The 25602-nt window shown below is 42.4% G+C and carries 24 protein-coding genes; 4 read left to right on the top strand and 20 right to left on the bottom strand.

Features of this window, described 5'->3' with window-relative positions; all coding sequences use genetic code 11:
* Positions 1-884 (bottom strand): extracellular solute-binding protein (locus ABWP14_RS10280; RefSeq protein WP_353202886.1); only part of this gene is annotated, 884 nt, incomplete at its 3' end.
* A gap of 177 nt (positions 885-1061) precedes the next feature.
* A complete protein-coding gene (locus ABWP14_RS10275) occupies positions 1062-2633 on the bottom strand; it encodes an ABC transporter permease (RefSeq protein ID WP_353202883.1) in 1572 nt (523 codons plus the stop codon).
* A 68-nt stretch (positions 2634-2701) separates the two neighbouring features.
* Here ABWP14_RS10275 and ABWP14_RS10270 point away from each other — a divergent pair, with 68 nt between their 5' ends.
* Positions 2702-3772, top strand: coding sequence for an ABC transporter ATP-binding protein (locus ABWP14_RS10270; RefSeq protein ID WP_353202882.1), 1071 nt, complete (start codon positions 2702-2704; stop codon positions 3770-3772).
* Between the two features lie 26 nt (positions 3773-3798).
* Here ABWP14_RS10270 and ABWP14_RS10265 read toward each other — a convergent pair whose 3' ends face one another.
* The 5 genes from ABWP14_RS10265 to ABWP14_RS10245 form a co-directional block, all read right to left on the bottom strand.
* Positions 3799-5103, bottom strand: a complete 1305-nt coding sequence (locus ABWP14_RS10265; RefSeq protein WP_353202881.1) for a glutamate carboxypeptidase — start codon at positions 5101-5103, stop codon at positions 3799-3801.
* A 62-nt stretch (positions 5104-5165) separates the two neighbouring features.
* Complete coding sequence (gene cnbZ, locus ABWP14_RS10260; protein ID WP_353202880.1) at positions 5166-5936, bottom strand: 2-amino-5-chloromuconate deaminase CnbZ; 771 nt, start codon at positions 5934-5936, stop codon at positions 5166-5168.
* A gap of 12 nt (positions 5937-5948) precedes the next feature.
* Complete coding sequence (locus tag ABWP14_RS10255; RefSeq protein ID WP_353202879.1) at positions 5949-6932, bottom strand: Bug family tripartite tricarboxylate transporter substrate binding protein; 984 nt, start codon at positions 6930-6932, stop codon at positions 5949-5951.
* Between the two features lie 74 nt (positions 6933-7006).
* On the bottom strand, positions 7007-7687 hold the full coding sequence (locus tag ABWP14_RS10250) for an RraA family protein (protein WP_353202878.1): 681 nt from the start codon (positions 7685-7687) through the stop codon (positions 7007-7009).
* A 20-nt stretch (positions 7688-7707) separates the two neighbouring features.
* Positions 7708-8529 carry an aspartate dehydrogenase gene (locus ABWP14_RS10245; protein ID WP_353202877.1) on the bottom strand — a complete coding sequence of 274 codons (822 nt, stop codon included), beginning with the start codon at positions 8527-8529 and terminating at the stop codon, positions 7708-7710.
* A 240-nt stretch (positions 8530-8769) separates the two neighbouring features.
* Here ABWP14_RS10245 and ABWP14_RS10240 point away from each other — a divergent pair, with 240 nt between their 5' ends.
* A complete protein-coding gene (locus tag ABWP14_RS10240) occupies positions 8770-9396 on the top strand; it encodes a hypothetical protein (protein WP_353202876.1) in 627 nt (208 codons plus the stop codon).
* Here the strand turns inward: ABWP14_RS10240 and ABWP14_RS10235 are convergent.
* The gene (locus ABWP14_RS10235; RefSeq protein ID WP_353202875.1) at positions 9393-10307 is read right to left on the bottom strand and encodes an alpha/beta hydrolase; all 915 of its coding nucleotides are present in this window, start codon (positions 10305-10307) and stop codon (positions 9393-9395) included. The two genes, ABWP14_RS10240 and ABWP14_RS10235, sit on opposite strands and share 4 nt — an antisense overlap.
* Positions 10308-10343: 36 nt before the next feature.
* On the opposite strand from ABWP14_RS10235, the gene ABWP14_RS10230 reads away from it, so the two are divergent.
* Positions 10344-10751, top strand: a complete 408-nt coding sequence (locus ABWP14_RS10230) for a nuclear transport factor 2 family protein (protein WP_353202874.1) — start codon at positions 10344-10346, stop codon at positions 10749-10751.
* On the opposite strand, the gene ABWP14_RS10225 is transcribed toward ABWP14_RS10230, so the two are convergent.
* Both ABWP14_RS10225 and ABWP14_RS10220 read right to left on the bottom strand, forming a co-directional pair.
* Positions 10744-11901 carry a serine hydrolase domain-containing protein gene (locus tag ABWP14_RS10225; RefSeq protein WP_353202873.1) on the bottom strand — a complete coding sequence of 386 codons (1158 nt, stop codon included), beginning with the start codon at positions 11899-11901 and terminating at the stop codon, positions 10744-10746. The genes ABWP14_RS10230 and ABWP14_RS10225 overlap by 8 nt on opposite strands.
* Entirely contained in the window at positions 11885-12865 is a 981-nt protein-coding gene (locus ABWP14_RS10220; protein ID WP_353202872.1) for a tripartite tricarboxylate transporter substrate-binding protein, read from the bottom strand. The genes ABWP14_RS10225 and ABWP14_RS10220 overlap by 17 nt, the downstream gene beginning before the upstream one ends.
* A 42-nt stretch (positions 12866-12907) precedes the next feature.
* On the opposite strand from ABWP14_RS10220, the gene ABWP14_RS10215 reads away from it, so the two are divergent.
* On the top strand, positions 12908-14302 hold the full coding sequence (locus tag ABWP14_RS10215) for an NAD(P)/FAD-dependent oxidoreductase (RefSeq protein WP_353202871.1): 1395 nt from the start codon (positions 12908-12910) through the stop codon (positions 14300-14302).
* Between the two features lie 7 nt (positions 14303-14309).
* Here the strand turns inward: ABWP14_RS10215 and ABWP14_RS10210 are convergent, their stop codons facing one another.
* The 10 genes from ABWP14_RS10210 to ABWP14_RS10165 all read right to left on the bottom strand — a co-directional run bounded on the left by ABWP14_RS10210 (position 14310) and on the right by ABWP14_RS10165 (position 25498).
* On the bottom strand, positions 14310-15341 hold the full coding sequence (locus tag ABWP14_RS10210) for a linear amide C-N hydrolase (protein ID WP_353202870.1): 1032 nt from the start codon (positions 15339-15341) through the stop codon (positions 14310-14312).
* Positions 15342-15503: 162 nt separating this feature from the next.
* Entirely contained in the window at positions 15504-16658 is a 1155-nt protein-coding gene (locus tag ABWP14_RS10205; protein ID WP_353202869.1) for a mandelate racemase/muconate lactonizing enzyme family protein, read from the bottom strand.
* 2 nt (positions 16659-16660) lie between these two features.
* Positions 16661-17629 carry an NAD(P)-dependent oxidoreductase gene (locus ABWP14_RS10200; protein ID WP_353202868.1) on the bottom strand — a complete coding sequence of 323 codons (969 nt, stop codon included), beginning with the start codon at positions 17627-17629 and terminating at the stop codon, positions 16661-16663.
* The gene (locus ABWP14_RS10195; RefSeq protein ID WP_353202867.1) at positions 17622-18533 is read right to left on the bottom strand and encodes a fumarylacetoacetate hydrolase family protein; all 912 of its coding nucleotides are present in this window, start codon (positions 18531-18533) and stop codon (positions 17622-17624) included. The genes ABWP14_RS10200 and ABWP14_RS10195 overlap by 8 nt, the downstream gene beginning before the upstream one ends.
* Positions 18534-18542: 9 nt before the next feature.
* Positions 18543-19685 carry a mandelate racemase/muconate lactonizing enzyme family protein gene (locus ABWP14_RS10190; RefSeq protein ID WP_353202866.1) on the bottom strand — a complete coding sequence of 381 codons (1143 nt, stop codon included), beginning with the start codon at positions 19683-19685 and terminating at the stop codon, positions 18543-18545.
* Between the two features lie 24 nt (positions 19686-19709).
* Positions 19710-20693, bottom strand: a complete 984-nt coding sequence (locus ABWP14_RS10185) for a Bug family tripartite tricarboxylate transporter substrate binding protein (protein ID WP_353202865.1) — start codon at positions 20691-20693, stop codon at positions 19710-19712.
* A gap of 92 nt (positions 20694-20785) precedes the next feature.
* A complete protein-coding gene (locus ABWP14_RS10180) occupies positions 20786-21466 on the bottom strand; it encodes a GntR family transcriptional regulator (protein ID WP_353202864.1) in 681 nt (226 codons plus the stop codon).
* A 61-nt stretch (positions 21467-21527) separates the two neighbouring features.
* On the bottom strand, positions 21528-23138 hold the full coding sequence (locus ABWP14_RS10175; protein WP_353202863.1) for an alkaline phosphatase D family protein: 1611 nt from the start codon (positions 23136-23138) through the stop codon (positions 21528-21530).
* A 69-nt stretch (positions 23139-23207) separates the two neighbouring features.
* Positions 23208-24173, bottom strand: a complete 966-nt coding sequence (locus ABWP14_RS10170; protein WP_353202862.1) for a Bug family tripartite tricarboxylate transporter substrate binding protein — start codon at positions 24171-24173, stop codon at positions 23208-23210.
* A gap of 8 nt (positions 24174-24181) precedes the next feature.
* A complete protein-coding gene (locus tag ABWP14_RS10165) occupies positions 24182-25498 on the bottom strand; it encodes a sulfatase family protein (RefSeq protein ID WP_353202861.1) in 1317 nt (438 codons plus the stop codon).
* Positions 25499-25602 lie beyond the last annotated feature (104 nt).

The following is a 25602-nucleotide window of genomic DNA, read 5'->3' as shown; positions in this document are numbered from 1 at the left end:
ACAACTGGCCACTCATTATTGCCATTCGCTAAATATTCTTGCGCTGAATCACTGGCTAAGTATTCCAAAAACAGCAATGCCTCTTTAGGGTGTGGCGCATTTCGGGCCATACCGCCACCTGAGATATTAATATGTACTCCACCTGACCCCTGGTTAGGCCAGACAAATCCAATCTTTGAGATGGTATTAATGTCATCTGGCTTATTTGATTGCATCATGCGTGCAAAATAATATGTATTCGTCAGGGCGACGCCGCACTCACCTGATGCTACTGCCTTAATTTGGTCTGTATCACCGCCCCTAGGGCTACGAGCCATATTGGCAACCATGGCTTTTGCCCAACTCTCGGTTGCAAGCAAGCCATCTCTTTCAATTAGTGCGCCAACCAACGAGAGCATATAAGGATGCGAACCTGATCGAGTACAAACCTTTCCTTTATTTTCTGGATTTGCTAATTTTTCATAAGTGTCAACATCTGATTTTTTGACTGTAGATTTGTTATAAACAATGACCCTAGCGCGAGTGGAATATCCAAACCAAGGAATGCCATCAGCCTCATCAGCAGCTCTTAGATTTTTAGGAATACGCTGCTCTAAATATTTAGATTTAACTCCTGCGAAAAGATTGAGAGTCTGAGCACGCCAGAGACGTGCAGCGTCGACTAACAAAATAACGTCAGCTTGACTTTTCTCACCCTCACTTTTAATTCTTTCGAGAATCCCGTTGTCATCTGCTTCAATTCGATTAATCTTAATCCCAGTCTTCTTGGTGAAGTCGCTATATAAAGCTTCATCAGTTTGATAATGACGGGCTGAATATAGATTGAGTTCTTTGATAGGCTCTGCTGCATACCCAGCTCCAACCATTCCCCCCAGGAAAATCATCGTACTGACGAATACTGTTTTGATACCCATTTCCAAATCCCTTAATTAATCTCGTAGCTTGTAATTACTTGTATTCAATTAGTTTACATCATAATAAGAATCATTATCAATAAAAATTGAAATAAAAGGCCATAAAGACTAAATTCACTCAACAAAGTTGGATTAAACGAGAAAAATCTATTGATTTCGAGAAATCATTCTTGATAGCACTAGAACAGGAATAAGCCCTGCTAAGACAATTGTTAATGCAGGTAGCCCAAGCTCAGAGAGACGCTCATCTGCTGCAAGCTGATAGGTAGCAACTGCTAAGGTGTCAAAATTAAATGGCCGTAATAATAATGTCGCAGGCAATTCCTTCATGACATCTACAAAGACAAACAAACCTGCAGTCATCAAGCTTCGCCTAATTAATGGAATATGAACTTTTTTGAGTATTTGCCATTGAGTAAATCCTAGTAATGCAGCAGATTGATCCATTGATGGGGTGATTCTATTTAAGCCCTCTTCCACACTTTGTAAGCTTGAGGATAAAAAACGTACCAAGTATGCGTATACCAAAACCATCATGCTAGCGGATATCCACCAGGCCAATTGCATGATCTCTAGAATCGACAGAATACCAATTGCTAATACTGCGCCAGGCAATGCGTAACCAAATCCCAGCAAACGATTCACCCACGACAAACTGGGTTGTAAGCGCACTGCATAAGCAAAAAATAAGGCCAAGAAAACAGAGATTGAGGCAGTAACTAGAGCAACAGAAACCGAATTACCCAGCCAACTGAGATAACGAATATCCATACTAAGGCCCTGCTTCAGTAATAACTGTATGAGTGCAGAGGCAGGTAACAAAAAGCCGCAGAGTAAAGTTATGCCACAAAATGCAAAGGCCAAAAAGGCCCCTTTACCGCGTAAATATTTAGGGAATGATTTTGTTTGTGATGCTGATGCATAGCGTAATTTGGAACGACTACTTTGCTCAATAAAGAAAATCAGTAAAACTATACCTAGTAGACTGAGCGCCAATTGCACTGCGGCTAAGCGGTCACCAAAAGAAAGCCAAGCTTTAAAAATTCCGGTGGTAAAGGTCTGAACACCAAAATAAGAGACTGCACCAAAATCGGCGAGTACCTCCATCAGAGCCAAAGCCATTCCAGCAAAGATGGCTGGCCTTGCCATTGGCAGAACTAATTTCCAGAAACCTTGTAAAGGGCTATAGCCTAAGGTTTCAGAAACCTCCATTAATCGACTACTACGCTCCATAAAAGCTGTACGAGTAATCAGATAGACATAAGGAAAAAGGCAGAATGAAAAGGACCAGATTGCGCCAAATAAAGATCTTGGATCAGGAAAAAACCAGAGAGAGCTCATTTCTAGCCAACTACGGAGCGCCGTCTGAATCGGTCCAGAAAATTGTAATTGATCTACAAAGAGGTAGGCCATCACGTAGGTGGGCACTGCTAGCGGTAGGATTAAAGCCCACTCAAATACTTTTTTGCCAGGAAAATCATAGCTAGCAATAATCCAAGCATTGCCAACTCCTAAAATAAAAATTCCTAGACCAACACCCAATACTAGCAATAAGGTGGAGCTGATGTAGGCTCCCAGCACATAATTCCATAAATGACTCAAAGTGCCTATAGCTTCAAGATCGGGGCTTCCGCCGTTGCTGGAAATAAAGAATGGCGCGGCCAAGCCAAATATTGGCAATAATATCAATAGGGCAATTAGAACCACAATACGATTCATCGACTCGGCAATCCGTTTAGACTCTCACTATGTATTAAACCATCAGTACTCATGAGAAAATTATAGAGATGAACCCCGCTCAAACTCTGCTTTCTATCAAACAGCTTGAAATTCTCTATCCAAGCCTAGATGGTCATGGCTATACCAATGCTGTTAAAGGGCTTAATTTAGATTTACAACAAGGTGAGATTGGCTGCCTGCTGGGCTCATCTGGCTGTGGGAAGTCTACAGTTCTGAGAGCAATTTGTGGATTTGAGCCAGCAAAGTCTGGTGAGATTCACTTACGCAACAAGGTAGTAAGCTCACCATCAAGCCATACTCCACCTAATCAAAGACGCGTAGGCATGGTTTTTCAAGACTTTGCACTCTTCCCACATCTGAATGTTTTGGAAAATATTGCCTTTGGTTTACAACATTTATCCAATCAAGAGAGAGTAGTCCTGGCAAAGGAATGGCTAAAAAGAGTTTCACTCGCAGACAAGGCTGGCGCTTATCCGCACGAACTCAGTGGTGGCCAACAACAACGTGTTGCTCTTGCAAGAGCAATGGCTCCTGAGCCTGATTTAATTTTGCTCGATGAGCCTTTTTCAGGTTTAGATATTGATTTACGAGAGCGCCTTGCAATTGAAATGCGTGAGATTTTGAAGGCTCACAATATTACTGCTTTACTAGTAACCCATGATCAGCTAGAGGCCTTTGCGATCGCTGACAAAGTTGGAGTTATGGCTGATGGCAAAGTGATCCAATGGGATGCGCCATACGAGCTCTACCACAAACCTGTGAATCGCTATATCGCTGACTTTATTGGGCATGGTGTATTCGTAAAAGGCCTCATTCAAACCGGCAACGAGGTTCAAATTGAACTTGGCAATCTTGAGCTAGAAGAACATCATGACGGTAAAGCTGGAGAAGAAGTGAATGTTCTACTTCGCGAAGATGATATTCAACATGATGATGATAGTCCTATCCAAGCTAAAGTACTCAGCAAAACATTTAGAGGTGCTGATTTCCTCTACACCCTTAAACTCGACTCTGGCGATGAGGTATTAGCATTAGTGCCAAGCCATCATGATCATGCTATTGGAGAGAAGATTGGAATCTGCCTAGCAGCTGACCATGTGGTGACTTTTAAAGAATAAGCTTTTCAATCAATAAACCTAGGGCATTACTTTTTATCTGCTGCGTATTGCCTTGAAAATTGGTCGATTAACATACTCGTAATGAAGAGCCTGGGCTTAATCGAATCAATCAAAATATATTCTGCATTATCTGTATGGCCACCAAAGCCTTGTAAACCAAAGCTTTCAATCACTGCTCCACGACTTCGTACTAGCGCATAGGCAGCATCCGTTCCACCACCGGTTGGGGTCTCGAGTATGCCTAAGGGCCGCTGAATTTCTTTAGCAATCAATTGAGCCATCTTAGCAACTGCTAGAGATTTATCTGTTGGCACCAAAGGGGGTCTCCCCCGAATGAAATCCACTGTCACAGTAGTGTCTGGAATGAGATGATTCCGAATTCTTTCCCTTAACTTTTCTTCTACTAAATCAAAGTCACTCATTTTGTTTGCCCGAATATCAGCAGTTGCTTTAGCCTCTGATGGAATCATATTACGGACTGTACCTGCTTGTGCGAGGGTCCAATTAAATTTAACCCCAGGTGCAATATTCGTTAAGTCACGTGTTTGTAGCACCTGATGCGCCATCTCATATAGAGCATTACGGCCAAAATCAGGATTAGCCCCAGAATGCGCAGCCTTACCCCGCACTGTTAATTCTGCCCTAGCGATACTGGACGTAGCTAAGCGTACATAATCCGTTTTAGTTCCACTAGTTTCACAAGAGATGACTAAATCATTTGCTTCACCCAATGCCATGATCGCCTCTTTGGAGCCAGGCGAACCAATCTCCTCATCTGCATTGATCAAAATGGTGAACTCACCAAATGAATTGATTCCTGCCGCTTTGATCATCTTCAGCGTATGCAAAATGACTGCTATCCCAGCGCGATTGTCCTGAATACCCAATCCATAAGCCTTACCATCTGCTACTTTGAACGGCTGCTTCTGACTATCGCCTTTTTGATACACCGTATCCATATGAGCGATCATGGCAATTTTTGCTGTACCATTTCCCTTGATCCTCGCCAGAATCATCGCACCAGTTTTTGTATTCCCGCTACCCTGAACAACTTGATAAGGGATACCAAGTTTGTCCAATTTCTTACCAATAGCGACTTGAATTTTTGCTAAACCCTCTAAATCTCTACTACCAGACTCAATCGCAACCAACTCCTCTAGAGTTTTTAATAACTCCGGGGTCTCTTGATCCGCTAAGGCAATAATCTGACTTGCTTGAATCTGTTGAACATCTGCAGCCATCAACCCCCCAGAGATGCCTAGGCCTCCCAGGCCGAGAGTGGCTCCAATCAATAATGAAATGAAGATGAGATATTGACGAAATGATTTCATTGTGTCTTTTATTCTTTCTAATTATTTTTTAATGGCACCAATGTATCAGCGTCAATCCAGGCTCATATAAAAATTTGCCTTACTGAACCTCGAAGATCCATCTCAAAATCGAGTCCTGCGACAGGTGGCCTAGCAAAATACCAATTGACACCACAGTGCATCCGCTTTTGTTTAGCAAAGACCTCTTCTACTAAACCGCCTATATTATGAACTGAATATGCTTGTGCACTAGTCACATCATCCCAATGAAAACCAAGACTTACTAAGCGCTGTTGCATTTCATTAGCTACAAATGCCATTTTTAATTTCAGCCCTGTATCGGAGGTATCACCATAGGCAATAATTCTCTCTCGATATGGTTCTGGTCCAGATCTTGCATCTCCTCCACCAGAGATGACAAAGCTGGGCAAAGAGCCTATGTTTGCTGGAATGGTATAGGTAAAGGAATACATTCCAACCTCTGTCAGCCCAAAATACTCGGGACAAACATTAGTTCGTGCAACGGGATTAATGAATGAGCCACCTTGAGATTCGGCCTGATAAATTCCCCATCGCTCAAGAGTACTGACATACTTTTTATTAAAAGCAATAAACCCTTGGTCATCAAATTGCATTGGGGAGCGGAGTTCACAATGCGCAAAAGCTGTTAGTGGGCGGCCAATTTTATTCAAGTGCTCTTCAATGCAAGAGAAAGCATCTTCAATTGGAAGCAAAGATTTAAATCTCACCTGCTCTAATTGGAATCCCGGCTCCGCAGCTACGCCGCCAGAATATTGAAACACACTGGGAATATAGCGATAGCCGCCTTCTTTAAATACAGCAGTAGGATACATAAATAGCGCCGGTCAATCAGCTTGCATGTTGGCAGACTTCACAATACGCTCGTACTTCAGTATTTCAGATTGAATGTGTTCTTGGAACTTGGCAGGAGTGCCACCAATAATCTCAATACCCCTATCACCCAGATTCTTTTTCACTGCAGGATCCTGCAATGCTTTATTAATTACCTGGTTCATTTTATCTACAGCATCTTTAGTCATGCTGCTTGGGGCAACAATGCCATACCAAGAGTCGGTCTCAAAAGTAGGAAATCCTTGCTCAGCAATAGTAGGAATTTCAGGGGCTAAGGGGGCACGAGTTAAATAGGTAGTGCCAATTGCCTTAATTTTCCCAGACTTAATATAAGGTAAGAAATCAGGCAGATTACCAAACATAAAATCGACATTTCCAGCGAGGAGGTCTGTTAAAGCCGGTCCTTGGCCACGATAAGGAATATGAACAGCAAAAATACCAGCCATTGATTTAAGCATTTCACCTGCAAAATGCGCGGTCGTTCCATTTCCAAAAGAGGCATAAGAAAGTTTTCCTGGATTCTTCTTGGCGTATTCAATCAGCTCTTTTAGGTTATTAACCGGTAATGTTGCTTTCACTGCTAATACATTCGCTGTTCTGGCCATTAAAACAACTGGTTGAAGATCTTTAGTGGTGTTATAGGGCAAATTTTTAATCAGGGATTGATTCACTGTAAAACTATTTGCTACACCGCCCACCGTCAAATTATCTGTTGCCTTTGCAGTAGCATCGACTCCAATCACTGTGCCTGCACCTGGCTTGTTATCAACGATGACTGGCGAACCCAATGACTTAGCTATATCTGGCGTCAGTGTTCGCACTACTGAATCTAAAGTACTTGCACCCCCTGGAAAGGGCACAATTACGCGAACCGTTTGACCATTGGGCCAATTGGCTTGTGCCAGGACATTAAAAGAAATTGCTGAAAATAACACTGCAGCAGTATGAGTAACAATAGCTCGCCCAATCGTTGACATAAGAAGCCCCATTAAATAACGTTGCGAAAATAAAACTCAGTCGAAATAATCAGTCAAAAATACTCTCTACATCTTTAAACATGACCATACTTTTTTAAAGCATCGGCAAGACTTAAGCCATTCGCAATATCAATGCGAATATTCTTTTCAATTACCGTTAAGCGCTCGGATTCAATTAATACAGTCTCGACATGTTCTACTGGAATGACGATGGCACCATCGTCATCGCACAAAATAAAATCACCTGGTCTAACAATTACATTACCCCCGTCATGGCCTCGCATATACACTGGCACCTGAGAAGCTGTTACTTTCCAGCGACCAATTGATTGCACTGGGGTGCGATAACAAGCAAATACAGGAAACTGATGCTCCCCAATCCACCTTACATCTCGTATTCCACCATCGAGTAATGCCCCAACAGAGCCGCGCTCCTTCATGCCCAGGGCTATTAATTCACCGAAGTAGCAAATGCCATTGCCATCACCACTCCAGACACTGATCTCTCCAGAAGAGATGCCCTGGCAAGCAGCCATCTTATCGGCATCACCACCCTGTGGATAAGGCGTCATTTGCCCACGAATCGTATATGCCCAGCCAGCCATTCTCTTAGTAGTCTCGGGATAAGGTGCAAATTCGGATGAAAGACCCTGCTGCAGAAGATTCATATTATCTAAAACATCTGCCACATTAGAGCTATCCACCTCTAAATAACGAAGGCGAATTTCTTCTTTTTTAGCTGCCGTAAAAGTCATTGATTTACCTATACTCTCTTTTAGGTTCCAACTTGAAATGTAGCCATCATCTTGCGTAACATGGCAACGACACTTTGCGCAACAATGCGACCTGTTTTTGGATTTTCTGAAGGAATATTTTCCATCTTCATGGAGAAGATAGCGGAGTCAGACTCTACGGTAATCGTATGTGTATTTCTCACAACGGTTGGATCAGCCCAAATTTCCAAATGGGTTTTTTCAGGACCAACACCTGCTAATGCAAGCGCTACAACTACATTAAGGTTTGCAGGAAAACCTTTTGCTGCTTCTCTTGCATTGCCTGAAAAGACTTTTAGCGGTTCAGTCAAGCCCTCTACTGAAATATTGTTCTCTATTAAATGAGGCGCGCCTTTCAATCCCAATGGTGGTTTATTGGTCACCATCTTGACTGAAAATATTTCACCTTCTGCTGCAGCAACCATTGCGTCTAGACCTATCAGTGCCCCTGTCGGAACCATAATGGTTCCACCGGTAGTTTTTGCAAGTTCAATTAATTCGGGCTTAAATAAAATAGCGCCCACTGATAAAACAATCGCTTTTTTCTTGGCACGTAAGAATGGTGCAATGATGTCGCCCAATAACTCAGCAGGGGCGCATTCAACAACGACATCGGCCTCGGGCTCTAATACAGCAATTGGAAGAAGTTTCACAGGATATGCCAAGGTTTTTACAAAATCATTTGCTTTATCTTGATTTTTAGCCGAAACGGCAGTCAATACTACTCCGGGAATATCACCGTTAGTTATGCGAGTTGCCAAAGATTTTCCAATGGCACCCAATCCGGCGATGGCAACACGAAGAGGTTGAGATGTAGTTTGCATAGGTGTTTAGTATTTTCAGGAATTTGAATATTTCAATACATAATATATAAAAAAAACAGATGGAATCAACCTCTTCTAAAAATAATAGGCTATCTATGGAATTAGGGCCTAAACAGGTGAAATCGAAACCACGAGCCACCCAGAAAGTTATACGGATGAAGTAATATTGAAAATAGCTTATAAATGCCTAAATGTTTTATCCCCCCACTAAGGTCGCTCATTAACCCATAAGGTATCTAGATGCTGAATGAAGACAGAAAATCGATTATTGAGGCTGAAGAGCACTATCGCCACGAGATTGCAAAGAAGCTTCGTGCCGATCTAGGGGCAGTAGAAGAGGATGCACAAAAACTAGGGAAAAGTTTTTGGGATAAAGTAATCGAAGTATTCAACAGCAATTTTGGCCTATGGTTCTTATCCTCAGTATTTATCACTGGGGGTGCTGCTCTATACCAAATTACCCAGCATCACTACGATGCCAAACTCATTCGAGATAAAGCAATCATCACCTGTGAATTTGAAATTGCCAATCGACTCAATGGTATGAAGTTTTTATTACTCAGGGCTAAAACTGTTGGCCAAGCACAATTTGCTTTAACCCCTATTACTAAAAGTTTAGGGCCTGTAAGCTCAGAATATGAGAATGTGAATATTGCAGTCCTCTATTTCAAAATATTCCAACTGACTGGGCAGCGGGATATTCAAATAGGGGACCTTGTTCGAGAGCTTGAAGAAAAGAATCTGCTTATACAATCAGAGAACCCTAAGCTTCCTGTAGATGAAGTAGACCGCAAAAGATTGATAGAGATTATTGATGCCCTTCACCAATATGAAATAGACAAGATTAATAAGCGTAATAAACCTTAATTGATCTTCAGTGCTGTCTGCAAAAATCTAGCCAAGGATTCTTCGAAAGAACCACTAAATCCACTAGAGTCGTTTACTAAAACTGACCTAGGATAAAAGTGTGATGCATTCTGAATTTCGCATGCAATGTGTTCCATACCCATCTGGGTAAAGTGATCCTGAAAGATGGGGCCCTGGCTTAAAACATAATCGAGATCTTTCGTTCCCCAGGAAATAAATACTGGTGGAACGCCAGCATCACCATGCATGTATCTCTTCATATCAACTGGATGCATATATCCCGATATAGAAAATACAGCGGCGACCTCCTCCTTTTCAGCAAAAGCAGCGTGTAAGGCAATGCGGCCACCCGCAGACCATCCACCAATAGCGATCCTTTGGGAATCAATCTGAAATCGATCGCTATTCTTTTTAACCCACTGAATTGCTGAAACACCATCATCTATTGCCCCTTCTATACCCCTCCATAGAGTTAGGTTATCAGCGGGCGGCAAATTCATCATTTTTCGAACTTCATCGACGCGTGAACGAGGCACTAGATCTTGACTAGAAATAGCAATGGTTTTTCCCGGGTCGGGATCCTCTTGAATCAAACGGTAGTCTATTGAAAAGCAGACGTAGCCGCGCTTAGCAAATTCAAGACAATATTCGGCAATCGCAGTATTGCTTGAGCCCTCTACCTCAAAGGCATCATCATCTTTAGTTCCACGATGAAACGCCCCACCAAATGCCATAATTAAGGCAGGTAATCTAGTGCCCGGAGGAAGGCCAATAGGTTGGTATATGTCAATCAGTAAATTACGTTCAGCAGGCTGCGTTGAAAAATGAATACCTGCAGTCGTATAAACCTCATTAGAAGTAATTTGTACCTGAAATTGCTTGTCTATATAGTTAATAGTGTTTTGGATCATAATGAATTCACATCGCTTATTGAATAGGAAATTGGTATGTCAGACTCAAATGAAAATCAAAAATTAGTAGCGCTATTAGGCGCCTTTTGCGAAGCCTTTAATCAACATGACCCTGAAGCCATTGTATCGATGATTACGGATGATTGTGAGTTCAGGCCCGCCATGGGAGATAACAGCTTTGGCGCGTCTATTAAAGGAAAACAAGCTATTAAAGAGGCTTTTATCAGTACCTTTGCGATGTTTCCAGATGCTAAATGGGTTCCCAGAAATCATAATGAAGTGTTTGGGGAGCGCGGCTTTTCCGAATGGACATTTATCGCTACGCGTAAATCAGATGGTGCATTTTTTGAAGTAGACGGAGTTGATTTATTTTTCTTCAAGGATGGAAAAATCTGCTTGAAAGATGTCTATAGAAAACAGCGTGATCCAAAATTACCTAGCTGAGGTACTGAACCAAACTAGTTAAAAAGTCGTCATCATCAATGGGACTATCAGCAGCCCTAGCTTTTGGTCTGGCACCAAAAGCAGCTACTACTAGATTTTCATTAGGATTCATATAGAGGTACTGCCCATAAATTCCACGCGCTTTAAATGCGCCTTGATGTAAAGGTCCTTTATCGGGTGGCACCAACCAGAATAAATATCCATAATCAATTGAACTACCCTGCACCTTAAAACTGGAAGAGGCATTTTTAATCCAATCAGATGGTAATATCTGTCGACCTTCGATAAGACCGCCCTTCAATAAAAATTCGCCAAAACGTGCCAAATCCCTTAACCGAAGTTGGATACCGCCGCCGCCAAACTCTTGCCCCATAGGCGAATCTAACCACCATCTAGCAGAAAATTCCATACCGAGGGGATGCCAAATCTTTTCCTGTAAATATATTGCTAACGATCTTTGAACGGCAGCTTTCAATAAAGCCCCAACAACAAAGGTATAGCCAGTGTTGTACTTCCACTGATACCCGGGCTCACTGGCACGATCTAAGTTTTTCAAAAAATCTAATATTGCGCCCGCTTGTTGTTGATGTTTCACTTCAAGCATTTTTCGACGCTCAGATTGTGGATCTCCATAAGTCTCATCCCATAAGACTCCTGAACTCATACGAAGGACATCTTCAAGCCTAACCCCTGAGTAAGCACCTACGCTAAGCTGAGGCAGGTAATCACTCACTAAATCATTCACACTATATATAGACCCATCGGCAATGGCAGCGCCTACCAAGGTTGAAGTCACTGATTTTGTTACTGAAAAAGCACACCAAGGTGTATTGCTTTGGTTTCCATGGAAGTAATTTTCATAGACTTTAATGCCATCTTTCAGAATGTATAGCCCCGTTACGCAATTGATATCTAGATAGTTCTGAAACGATAAATTTTGATCGTGAGACTTAAATCTTAAGTCAGATAAATCAATGAGGCGCTCTGTAATTGAACTTGTCTGAGGCGCTGGAGTGATTTCGCTACAAGGGAAGAAGCGATCTAGATGACGAATCGTTTCGATCCGCTGCTCAAGATCTAATTTCCCTCCATATAAATCTTCTAAAGAACCAATGGCGTCTTCTGGATTTTGTTTATTCCAGCTTTGCATTTACTGCCTTTGCAATTTCTGCCCATTGCTTAGTTTCCTTTTCATACTGTGCAGTCCATTGACTTGGAGTGCCACCTTTTTCAATCGGAATCGATCCGCCATTAATAATGCGCTCTATGACTTTGGGTTGATCCATTGCCTTAGTAAAAGCAGCGTTCAGTCGGTTAACGATTGGTGTTGGCGTTCCCGCTGGAACAAACACCGCATGCCAGCCAACAGCATCAAAGGCAATTCCTGACTCAACCAAGGTAGGCATATTAGGCAATACTGGCAAACGCTTTGGGCCCGTTACCGCCAAAGCCCTCAACTTTCCTTGCTGAACCAAGGGTAATGTTGAAACAGCATCCAGAATACCGATGGTTACATTGCCCGCGAGAATATCCGGTAGTGCCTTCATACCGCCTGTATAGGGAATATGGGTCATCTTGACCTTACCTAGACGATTAATTGCCTCCCCAGCAAGATGGGCCGGGGTTGCGTTACCAAATGAGGCAAAAGTAACTTTATCCCCATCTTTTCTTGCGAGCTCTAATAAATCATTGATGTTTTCTAACTTACTATCACTGCGTGTAACGATGATGAGTGGAACAATTGCGAGCTGCCGAACGCCTACAAAATCTTTTACTGGATCGTAGCCAGCTTTAGGGAGGACTGCAGGTGCGATCACAAATCCAGCTGCTGCCATTAACAAGGTATACCCGTCTGCAGGTGACTTTGCAACATCAGCTGCAGCCACTGCACCTCCCGCCCCAGGTTTATTCTCAATCAGAATGGATTGACCCAAATCTGCCTGTAGACTTTCAGAAATCATCCGTGCCACAACATCCGTTCCACCACCCGGAGCATTTGGAATCACAATTCGAATCGGCTTATTTGGATAGGGTTGGGCTATTGCCACAGAAGTGGTAGCAACACTTCCAATCATGCTCATTCCAAAAATCAGCACTTGCAGGGATCTTTTCATCTTTCACTTTCTATCTAAAGAAACTTACTTTATATTGATGGCATGCAGACATATAACCCTTTGCACGACCCTTTGGTAGATTCTATACCAGGCACAAATCAAGAATACGCGCCAACCTATTGGGTGGCTAGTGCCGGCTTAGCACCGCCTAATGATGGTCCCGTTCCTGGTGATATCGAGGCTGATGTAGTGATTGTTGGGTCTGGAGCAACCGGTATTGCAACTGCTCTTTATTTAGCCCAAGAACATGGAATACAGGCAGTTATCCTTGAGGCCAACCAGACTGCCTGGGGGTGTTCCAGCAGAAACGGTGGTCAAGGACAAAATGCAAGCGGCCGTCTGAGTCGCTCTCAATGGATTGAGCGCTGGGGTTTAGATACTGCAAAAAAGCTAGACGCAGAAATTCGGATGGGCTTTGAGAATTTTTCTCAATTAACAACTGAGTTTGAATGTGAAGCAACTCCTGGAGGACATTTATATGTTGCTCATAGACCTGATAAATTGGATTATCTGCGCACTGAGGCTGATGTTAAACAGCGTATTTTTGGATATAAACCTCAATTACTCTCCAAGGCAGAAATTCAAGAGCGATATTGTGATGATCATGATGCGCATGGCGCCCTGCTTGAAGAAGAAGGTATCGGAATTCATCCCCTGAAATTTAACTTTGGAATGCTCAGAAAGGCTCAGGCCTTAGGTGTCAAAATTTATACTGGTAGTCCTGTACTGGAGTCCAAGACAATCGATGGAATTGAACACTTATATACACCTCATGGTGTAGTAAAAGCCAAGCGTGTTGCATTTTGTACTGGAGGATACACAGGCCAAAATGTAAATGCCTCGCTCAAAAATAAAATTCTTCCTGTGCTTTCAAATTCACTAGTGACAAGACCTTTAACGGAATCTGAACTCTCGGCAACGCAATTTCGCTCTCATGTATTTCTTACGGATACGCGTAAGTTACGCTTTTACTACCGCCTATTAAAAGATAATCGCCTTCAGATCGGAAGTCGTAGTGCCATCAAAGGGGATGACGCTAACAATCCAAAGCATTACGAATTACTTTTCAATGGTTTAACTCGCAAGTTCCCACCTTTGTCTGGCATTCAGGTTGACTATTCATGGTGGGGATGGGTTGATGTCAGCCACGATATGATGCCCCGCATTTTCAAACCAAAGGCAGATAAAAATGTCTGGTATTCCGTAGGTTATGGTGGTAATGGAGTCTCATTCTCAACTTGGGCAGGCAAAAGATTGGCAGAAAGAATTGCGGGCAAAGATCAATCGAATCCCGTTTTTAAGCTACCGATTTATTCCTCAGAACTGGAGTACCCAAACTTTTTTGGCAAGATTAAATCGGAGCTACTCGCGCCCTTCCGCCGCCTAGGTCAAGCTATTCTGTATCGGTGGTATTGGCTAAAAGATGAAGTTATTTAGCCAATACTCAATTTACATAAATGGGCGTCTGCGGTTTATCTAACTTGTAATATTGAAAATCTTTAGCATTTACATCTATTTTTTTCAGATCAAAAGTATAGATATTAGTCGTCTCAAACATCTTGACGTTGTAAATCATATTTTTATTATCTGCTACAACACTCCATTCGGTAATCTCAATGCCACCGGCACCTCCACCATAAGGATTAGATGCTGGCAAGGTGATCGCCCCTGAAGGAATATCAAAACTTCCTAGGATGTGCCATGCAGCATTAGTCTGCTCAATGGCGGTATAACTAGTAGGGACTGATTTAGAAAGAAATAGCGCCCGAATAAAGCGACTAGGGCTTAAGAAGTCGCCTGGCATACCATGTAAGCCGTTACCTGAACTAGGGGACCGATAAGTAACGCCATCAATCACTGGGGATGGCTGCTCAACATTAGTCAAGTTTGCAAACTGCCCAATATTATTAAGCTGCTCACTAAATGCAGGATCATTTGTCATCACACCAATTGGATTGTCGGTGATCACTAATTCACCTTTAAGGTACTCAATGACGATGCTTTTACCATGAGCATCGTGTAAGCAATAGCGCAATGGAAAAGTGCAATTATTGTATTCAGGTACGGTTGAGCAATTAACAAAAATCTTCGCAAAACCCGCTTTTACTTCATCTACTGTTGCAAAATTGGTTAAAGCATATTGCAGAACCTGAATCGATGAAATACTTTTTGCAGAGTCTGCAGTAGAAACATCTTGATATTGAGCAGTAAAGGGGGCATTGAGCATCCCACCCATCAATCCTTTTTCATTCATTCCGTCTGCGTAGATCGATACGCCTAGAGCATTCATTCCTACCGCAGCATACTTACCAGTCCAATTTAAGCCTGTACCTGGTTTGCCATCAATACCAATGCCCTGATATGAATAATTTCTAGGGCTAACCATCAACATTGATTTAAGGGGTATACCAAATTCCATAGTACGTCCATAAACGCATCCATTGTCGCTGGCTTTTAATAAGAAGCTTGTACACATCATTTCTCCAGAATCAATTGTTTTTACCACTACATTTGAAGGCGATTTAGACCTCAGATACCGTGCCTAGAATAATGTCGAGTATCAAAAAAACCAACCCTCAAGTTGGTTTTTCATCTTTACTGAGTTATTTAGACTCTAACACCAAGCTAAGGCTGGGCATTAAACGTAGCAAGGACCATCTATTAAGGGGTGATCCTTAATAAAATCTAGGTTAATTTTCATGCCAATGCCCACGCCTTCATAGGGCTTCACACAACCTTCTGAATCAAGCTCATAAGCAGCTTTATCCATCATCTCATCCCTAAAGGGGTTCAGTGATGTAACGTCCCCTTCAAAATAACCAGGATTATCAATGGCAGAGAGAAAGTGAATAGTTGTTCCCATATTGATTGCTGTAGCCGAAGTATGTGGATTGATGGTTAGCTTATTAGCACTTGCCATAGCAGCAATTTTCATAGACTCAGTCACGCCGCCAGTCTTTGACAGGTCAGGCTGAATAAATTGAACATCCCCATCATCTAATAGAGTTGAGAAGTCATAACGTGTGTAGTGATTTTCGCCAGCCGCAAATGGCACTCTTCCCAAGCTACGTGCCATGCGATATGCCTTTCGATCCTGTGGCGGAAATGGCTCCTCTAGCCAACTCACCCCAGCATCATCAAAAGCAGGCATTACCTTACGGACATCTGCCAATGTGTAATTGGTATTAGCGTCAACCAAAATATCAATATGCTCACCCACTGCTTTACGCACTGCATGTACTCTGGTGATATCCTTCTCTGCGGTATCTCCTACGCGTAACTTTAGAGCTCTATAGCCAGTGGCTACATGCTCTTGCGCCTCCTTTGCCAAGGATGCCGGCTCTTGCCATCCTAAAGCAATACCACCTGCGTAGGCTTTAATCTTTTTAGAGGCGCCGCCTAACATCCGATATAGGGGTTGTTGCATGATTTGAGAGCGAATATCCCACAAAGCAATATCAATACCGCTCAATGCTAAAACAGCTGCTGCGCCCGTACCATGACTCGAAATCTGCATCTTATAAACACGAGCCCAAATACCATTAATGTCCATTGCATCTTGATTTAATACCAGCTCACGCATGGTTGTATCGATTAATTTTGCAATCGCACCCGGAGCTCGTCCATGATGTGCCTCACCCCAGCCAATATGACCATCTTCAGTTTCGATACGCACAAGCACTGAATCACGTTTTACACATTTACCAATACCCAGTCGAACAGACTTATTTTCAGGAACAGGAAAGGAAATAGGAACTGCCTCTAACTTCACTATACGCATTGGATTATTCATAGTTATTCAGCTTTATTTGAAAAAACTTCTGGGTTAACAATATTTTTTACATTTTTACCATTGAGTATGGCGAGAATCGTTTCTACCGATCCTTTACTCATGCCGCGCATACTGCTAGCGGTAATGGATGCTATATGGGGTGTGAGTAATAAATTAGGGCAATCAAAAACTGCCTCATCTCCAGCAAGAGGGTGTTGATCATGAACATCCATAGCAGCTCCAGCTATTCTTCCTTCTACTAAAGCATCAAGAATGGCTTTGGTGTCGACCACTGGACCCCTAGAAATATTAATTAGTATGGCATTCAATTTCATCATAGCAATTGAAGCGCGATCGACTAAACCGCGCGTCTGGTCATTTAATGGACAGCAAAGTGCGATGACATCAGATTGAGAAAATAATTCCTCTTTAGTGGCAGCTTTAACGCTGGATGGTAAGGTCTCAGGTCGTCTTGTAAGTGCGATCACATTCATTTGCATGCCGGCAGCCGCTTTTGCTAAGTTGCTACCAATGGCCCCCATACCAACAATACCCAATGTAGTTATAGATATTTCTGTAGATGTGTCTGCCATTGGACGCGCCTTGGACCAGCCTTGACTCCGAAGTGTTGAGTCTATTGAATCAAGGCGCCTGCGAAAATAAAAAATAACAGCCATGCAATACTCAACCACAGCATTAGTATTTGAGCCCGGCAAGTTGGCCACTGGAATGCCTCTCTTGGTAGCGGCATCTACCGGAATAAAATCCAAGCCCACACCATGCCGCACAACGGCCTTCATGAGAGGGGCATCTTCAAAAATATCTTGAGGAAGCTGACAGCGAACCATCAAACCATCACAATCTGAAATCAGGGCTTTGAGTGTCTCAGGCTTTGTGTCGGGAGCCACAACTACATCGCATTCTTTCAATAACTCCTCGTGATACAAGGGATGAATAGGATTAGTTAACAATACCTTAAATCTTTTACTCAAAAAATGGCACTCCCTGTTTAACCGGGTTATTTAAAATTCCTAAACCCTCAAGCTCTACCCGAACAGTTTGTCCTGGCTCAAGCCATGCAGTTGGTGTATGGACCATCGCCAAACCAGCTGGGGTTCCTGTTGCAATAATATCTCCTGGTTCCAATGGCATTTGCTTAGAAATATAGGAGATCAGCTCGGCAATCTTAAATAGCATTGTGGATGTAGATCCGTCTTGCAAAGCTCTACCATCAACACTCAGCTGAATACCAATTACATACGGATCAGGCACTTCATCGGGTGTAATCAAAAAGGGGCCAAATGGAGCAGATGCGAGCATATTCTTACCTCGTACAAAGTTTCCCCCATCCACTTTAATCATGCCACTACCACTAATGTCATTATGAACCGTGTAGCCCGCAATTAAACTCATAGCCGCTTCAGGCTCAACATGTAATGCCCGTTTACCCATCACAACTGCTAGCTCAGCCTCATATCCTACATTGCCAACATCGGGTGGTATCAATATGGGATCGTATGGGCCAATCACAGTACAAGCTGACCTAACGAAAATAACAGGCTCTTTTGGATATGCCATTGAGCGCTCATCCAATGCATCTGTAAAGTTATAAGCTGCCCCAACAATCTTTCCTGGATTGAGAATTGGTGAGCATATTGAAATGCTATCGAGACTTACTACAGCAGCCTGATCATAATAACCGCTCTCAATTTTGCTGGTGATTTTCTTGGTAATAGAAGGTAAACCTGCCATCACCATCTCAAGCAAATTTGAGCCCGTGCCACCAATCATGTCACTACAACTGACATGCGAGAGATCTAATACGTGCAAAGAATCGCTCAGTAATACTCCTACTGCAGGCGTTTGCTCGCCCTTTATAAATGTCAAATAGCGCATAACGACAATCTATGCGACTCGATATTGATCAAGAATATGTCGATTTATCTCAATGCCAAGACCTGGACCCTTAGGTACGCTCACCTTACCGTTACGCTGAACAATGGGTTCAACAGACAGTAAATCGCGGAATGGATTTTCACATTGTTCAAACTCAAATAGCGGGGGATTGCCCTTAAAGCTTGGTGGCTGATCTGGAAGTGCTGCTAAGAAATGCAAGGTTGCAGCGACACCAATCACAGATCCCCAGGCATGCGGTACGCACTCTACCCCGTGCGCACTAGCAAGGGTCGCAATCTTACGGCATTCGCTGATACCGCCCGCAGCACAAACGTCAGGCTGCACAATATCCATAGCCTTGCGGACCACAATGTCTCTAAAGCCCCAACGGGTAAATTCATTCTCGCCACCCGCTACAGCCATATCAAGAGCACGAGTCACCTCAACATAGCCATCTAAATCCTCTGGAGATATAGGCTCTTCAAACCATTCAATATTTAACTTTTCAAGCTCACGACCAATCTTGATAGCTTGGGGCACAGTAAAGCAGTGATTAGCGTCAACCATCAATCGCATATCATCTCCCACTGCCTTTCGGACTGCTTCTACTCGTCTGATGTCTAGCTTTAAATCGCCTAAACCAATTTTCATCTTGATAGCAGTAAAACCATTCTCCTTAAATTCAATGGCCTCTTCCACCGCCTCTTCAATCAAGCGATTCATATCAATAAAATATAGACCTGTTGCGTAAGGAGTGACCTCATCTCGATAGGAGCCGCCAATTAATTTATGGATTGGCTGACCGCAAGACTTACCAATAATATCCCACAGGGCAATATCAATTCCACTAATAGCAGAAATTGCCATACCGGTAGTGCCGTAGTCCTTGATGCGGTTATACAGATCTTCCCAAATAACTTCCACATCAAATGGATCTCTACCAATAATACGAGGACCAAATTGGGTATCAATAAATGCCTTTGATACTGCTGATGGTCCATAGCACTCTCCCCAGCCTACGATGCCATCGTTTGTCTCTATCTCAACAATGCAAGAGCCTCTGGTTTTATAAATCCAACCTCTTGAGGAGGTAAACGGCTTTTCTACAGGTGCAGAAACAACGTGACAGGTAACTTTTTTGATTTGACTCATCAATACTCTTTCAATTTCTAATATTTATTTTTTTGGCTCAGTAAATACTTTTTTACCAACTACCGCCAAAGTATTCGTTACAGCGACAACTTCAGCCGCTAAAGCTTTACCAGTCAGACTATCGACTCTTGAGCCACCTTCTTCAGAGGCAGATCTAAAACGTGGATCCTGAATCGCTTTATTAAAGATAGTGATTAATCTTTCTTGAATTTCAGGAGGAGTTTTTGCGGGAGCAGCTAGATATGCCATCTGCACAAGTGGTCCATATGGAAAAACGTTGTACCCTTTTTCCTTAAATGTGGGAACATTGGGCATTGTTTTAATTCGCTCATTCGCAAATACCCCTAGTGGTATCACCATATTGGAGTCAATCTGCGCCTTACTTTCAGATGGCTTTAATACCGCACCATCAATTTGTTTACCTGCAAGGTCGACAATCACCTTGGAGCCGCCGGTATATGGAACGGTAATGATGGATGAATTCACAACATTACCCGTCATCACAGCAAAAATATGATTCAAATTATTACTGCCAGGAGTTCCAATAGAAACTTTGCCTGGGCTCTTTTTGATCATTGCCTCAAAACCATCCAAATCTTTTGCGGGTCCATCTTTCGGGACAAGAAGCAATAATTGATCCGTTGTCACTCTCGCTATTGGAGCAAACTGCTCATTTTTAAGGGGTGTTAAACCCTGAGCAATCATCGCCATAGTGGAGCTAGTGCCCATTCCAATGGTGTAGCCATCGGGCTCTGCATTCGCTACCTTTGTCATGCCAATCGTTCCTGTTGCTCCAGCAACGTTATCGACAACGACTGTAATCCCCTCATCAGCCAGAATTTTAGAGATCAATCGAGCTGAAATATCATTTGATCCACCTACATTCCAAGGCACCACCAGCTTTATCTCCCTAGTTGGGAAATCAGCAGCCATAGCAGAACTAAAAGCCACAAAGGCCCCCAATACAGAAGTCGCCATTACGGTAACGGCTTTTTTAAAAGTGTTCATATTTACCCCCTTTAGCTAAGAAACATTTTAATGTTATAACAAACAACATTCATTTAGGAAATAGCTTATTAACCCTCACTTCCTTCATAGGTTTAATCCAATAAGTTACAGATGTCTAGGCGGGCGCTATCAATATCAGCACGAATAGCTCGGGCAACACCAATACCATCCCCCTTTTTTAAGGCATTTAGGGCAGCCAAATGATGTTTATGCCTTTTTTGCCCTGGCTTGTACTCTGGTAAAGCCAGATTTAATGTAGGACCACAGCGTAGCCAAGCCCCTTCAATTGCCTGAAGCAGAATAGACTGGTTAGCCAACTTATATATTCCAAAATGGAACTGATAGTGAGCATCTAAATAGGATGCAAGGTTTCCGGTTTCAGCTAAATTTCTCATATGATTCAAAAGCTTAGAAATTTCATTGATTTCTGCTTTAGTAGCATTTTTAGCCGCCGCCTCTGCTGCTAATGGCTCTAAGCTACTGCGTATTGCCATCAATTGACCGAACTCATTGGACGTCAGTAAAGGTACTGAGGCCCCTCCACCCTGCCCAACGCCACCTCTCTCAAGAACATTTTCTGCGGCCAAGCGATTAATCGCATCACGAACGGGTGTCAGACTAATGCCAAGATCCTGCGCAACTTTACGCAAAATAATTCGCTCACCCGGAACGAATTTACCTGCCAATAAGGCGCTCCTCAAAGAGAGATAGGCTTTATCCCAAAGGGTATCCTTATTGATGAGCTTCAGAGTGCCCTTAGATGCACTTGACATTAGATATTTTTCTTAACAAAAAAGTAGAAGTTAATATAAATCAAAATATTAGAAACTTTTACTAGGCCCTTGGTAATTCTTTTATATAAAAAGGCACTAGTGTATCTATATCTTCAATCGACTGAGTATTGACATCCCATTTAAAAAAACTGAGTACCATCTTATCTTTAGTGAAGTCTACAATAGTAAAACCATGCTGCTCAATTGGTTTGATTTCCTCTTTAAAGTCTAAAACCTGAGATGTCATAGCTGGAGTTTTACGTCTGCCACTAGATGGCCAACCACCTTGATAAGTTCCACCCGTACCAGATAAAGCTACATTTACTGGATTATTTGAAAAGTCATGGGTCCCACTTCGCGTCATTGAACCCAGGGCAATTGAATGCATATCACCGCTAATGACTAAAGGAGTCCTTGATTTATTTTTGGACAATTCACCCATGAGACGATCATGTTGCTTTAACCATCCAGACTGCCAATATGGTTTCTGAACTGCCGTGGTTAATCTTTTTTCTTCTGCTAGTAAAACATCCGGATACCACTCTCCCCACTTGCCAAGAGACCAACCAGGAGGATTAGATGGGCAATGAATAAGGTTGTGAACCTCACGACTTTGAGTGCGATCTACTAACCATTTTTCAACATTAGCATCAACATATACTGCCGATGGTCCAGCAAGAGTGGCCGTTCTTCTAACATCGTAAAGCATGATTTCAGCTAAATTTCCATAGCGAATTGTGCCAAAGCTTTCTGAAACACCAACTGGCCGATCACTAGCATAAGAAAAGGGAAGACCCTTTGGTCTTGAAGCCTCAGCTAAAAACTCAGGGTAATACATCGATTGCGTAGTTCGCGCAAGCTGCATCATAAAATATGAGGGTGGGAACGTTACTATTTCATCGGTCGCATCATCATTATCAAAATAGTCATGATCATCTTGCAGAAAAAATACTGGAGTTGATCGAAAATCTGCGCCATAAATTGGCGTCAGTTGTGGGCCTACTGCTTTTTTTAGAACAGCCTCATTGTCACCACCAAGGACTATTCCTGCGCGATCAAACTGACCAGCAATTTTTATTGCTTTTTCCGTAGAGCCACCGTAGTCACGCTTAGAGGTAACAGGAGAAAGTAAATCCCAATACACATGGTCACCATTGACGATCGTAGCCTGGGGTTTAAAGCTCAGCGCTCTTTTTAATAGGCGATTACGCACAGCGGGGGGCAAGAAGCCCATTGCCTCATGTCCGCCAACGCAAGATATAAATAGCGCCCTAAATTGACTAGGGCTTGAGTTTCGATCAGGAAAAGTTGAGAACTCCCATGGTTGACAGAGCAAAGCTCCCTTATAGTTTTTTAAATTAAGCTTATAAGTACGCCCAGGCTTGAGATTTTTAACAAAGAATTGCCAAAACTCTCCCTGTGTATCAGTCATTTTTCCAGCGACTACAGTGCTGTCAACTCTTAATACTGGTGGATATAATTGTGGCTCGATCAAGGATACTTTGATTAACATCTCTGTATCGCTAACTGTAGGCAATAGATGCCTCACTAAACCCTGGTCCCATTCACCATTTGCTTGAGGTTTAGCACTGGCAGCAGCAACTAAATCACTAGGTGCATTAACAATAAAGGCAGCAGCGCCTGCAGATTTAAGAAAACTTCTTCTCTCCATAGTCTTACCTCAATGTATTAAAAATTAGTTGATATTATTCTTATTGGAGCATTTACTTCATTGCATACTCTATTGTTGCTCAATTTTTGCACTAACAACAATTTTTTGATATTGCGTGATTTCAGCAAGAACAAACTTACGAAACTCTTCAGGACTCATCTGCTTAGATTGAATACCAGCCTTAGCATAAGCAGTCATGACTTCGCGATCCTGTAGTGCAAGGTTCACATCATTGTTTATTTTGCGAATAATTGCAGTTGGGGTTCCACTAGGGGCCCAAAGTCCAAACCATAAGCTCATATCAAAGCCAGGATAGCCCTGTTCTGCAATACTGGGAATATTATTGGCCGCATCAGACCGAGCTGAAGTTGTAACACCTAATCCCCTTAACTTTCCAGCATTAACTTGATTAATTGCGGTATCAAATGCGATCATAAAATAAGCGACGCGATTACCAATCAAATCTTGCATTGCATCAGGGCCGCCTTTATATGGCACATGGATCATCTTAATTCCGGCAACTTGATTGAAGTATTCGGCAACTAAATGCGTAGAACTTCCAATCCCCGCCGAGGCGAAAGGAATTTCTCCAGGTTTTTCTTTAGCAGCAATCACCAAATCCTTAAGGGTTGCATACGGACCAGCTGGTGATGTTGACATTAAATAAGGGGTGATCCCGAGTAAACTCACATCTATCAAAGATTTTGTTGGATCATATGGTAGCTTCTTGTAAATAGCTGGATTAGCGGCATATGAGGCAGATTGAACTAACAAGGTATACCCATCAGGATCAGAATTGACTACCGCACCAGTACCAATTAATCCCCCAGCTCCTGGACGATTCTCAACAATTACGGGCTGTTTCCAGGTTTCACTCAGATTCTTTGCAAGAATGCGGGCAACGATATCTACTCCGGAACCTGGGGTTAACGGCACAATAAGCTTTACAGGCTTATTTGGATAGGTTTGTGCATGAGTAAATGTAGATACTAAGCAGATGGCAATAAAAATGATTCGCTTTAATGAAAATTTCATCAGAATTCCTATCTAAGAGGCATATTTTTTAATGAATAACCAACTGTCACATTTGCATCAGATGGAATATTGAGCATTTCTGTATCCCAGGATTCCCACTGATGTCGCATTTTTCTTAAGAGCTCAGGCATTCGTTCACCTAAATTAGCCCTTTCACGTTCATCTTGAGAAAGATTAAATAAGTATTCGTAGTCATCTACTTTTAAATATTTCCACTCTCCAATACGGGCAGCTCTCTGACTACGATAATGCATACGCCAATATAAAGGGCGCTCAAATTCAATTACAGAGTTATTCAATACTTGAAGCATTGATATACCGTCAAGTTGATAATTTTTGCTGGGAATAGCATTTGCAATTTCTAAAATGGTTGCTGTCCAATCCATCGTAATACATTGTTGGCTACTCGTTTGATTAGGCTTAATATATTCTGGCCAGTGGGCTATCCAAGGAACCCTAATACCCCCTTCTGTTAGATCCATCTTGCCTCCAACAAGTGGCCAGTTATCTGAAAACCGCTCGCCCCCATTATCACTTGTAAAAATAATCAAAGTGTTATCAAGAGCGTGATTCTTTTTTAGTAGAGAAACAATGCTCCCAATCCCCTCATCCATATGATTAATCATCTTTTGATAAGTGTGAATATTGCCACCATGCAGATGAAATAAGTTTTCTTTTACTTCAGCTGCAAGATGAGAATCTTCTCTCGTCTCCCAGGGCCAATGAGGCGCCGTATAGTGCAAACTGATGAAAAAAGGGTTTTCTTTATCGTTGGGATTACAAGTTTTTCCATCGATATAGGCGAGAGCTTTTTTTGAAATAAGGTCTGTCAAATATCCAATCTCATGACACTCCTCTTGATTTATCCATAAATCATGAATGCCACTAGAGTCACAGTGTGAAAAATAATCAACCCCTCCCGCGAGTGGGCCAAAAAATTCGTCGTAGCCTGAGAAAAGTGGGCTGAATTTTGGTGGAAAACCAAGATGCCACTTACCAAATAATGCGGTGTCATATCCCACATCTTTTAACATTGATGGCAGGGTCGGAATTTCTGGAGGTAAGCCTAAAAGCAAATTACCTCGACTTTTGAAATTCAAAGGCTCTTCTAAGGCACCTCTTAATCGATATTGATATCGCCCTGTCATTAAAGCAAATCTCGTTGGAGAGCATACCGGCGCATTAGAGTAACCCTGAGTAAAACGAATACCGTTTTTAGCTAATGCATCCAAGGCAGGGGTAGAGTTTGCTTTTGAGCCATAGCAACCAAGATCCGCATAACCCAGATCATCAGCAACGATAAAAATAATATTCGGTACTGGCATGAAATTTTTCTCTAAAAATTTTAGGTTTAAATCCTCTAAAAGATATCGTACCATCTATAAAGAAATTAATAAATTCAACTTTTTTAGGAGCCGCTATAAAGTTG

Origin of the sequence: Polynucleobacter sp., assembly GCF_040400325.1 — a bacterium.
In the GTDB taxonomy this organism is placed as follows: domain Bacteria; phylum Pseudomonadota; class Gammaproteobacteria; order Burkholderiales; family Burkholderiaceae; genus Polynucleobacter.
The sequence above is the reverse complement of the archived record's forward strand: the minus strand, read 5'-3'. Positions and strand labels throughout refer to the sequence as shown.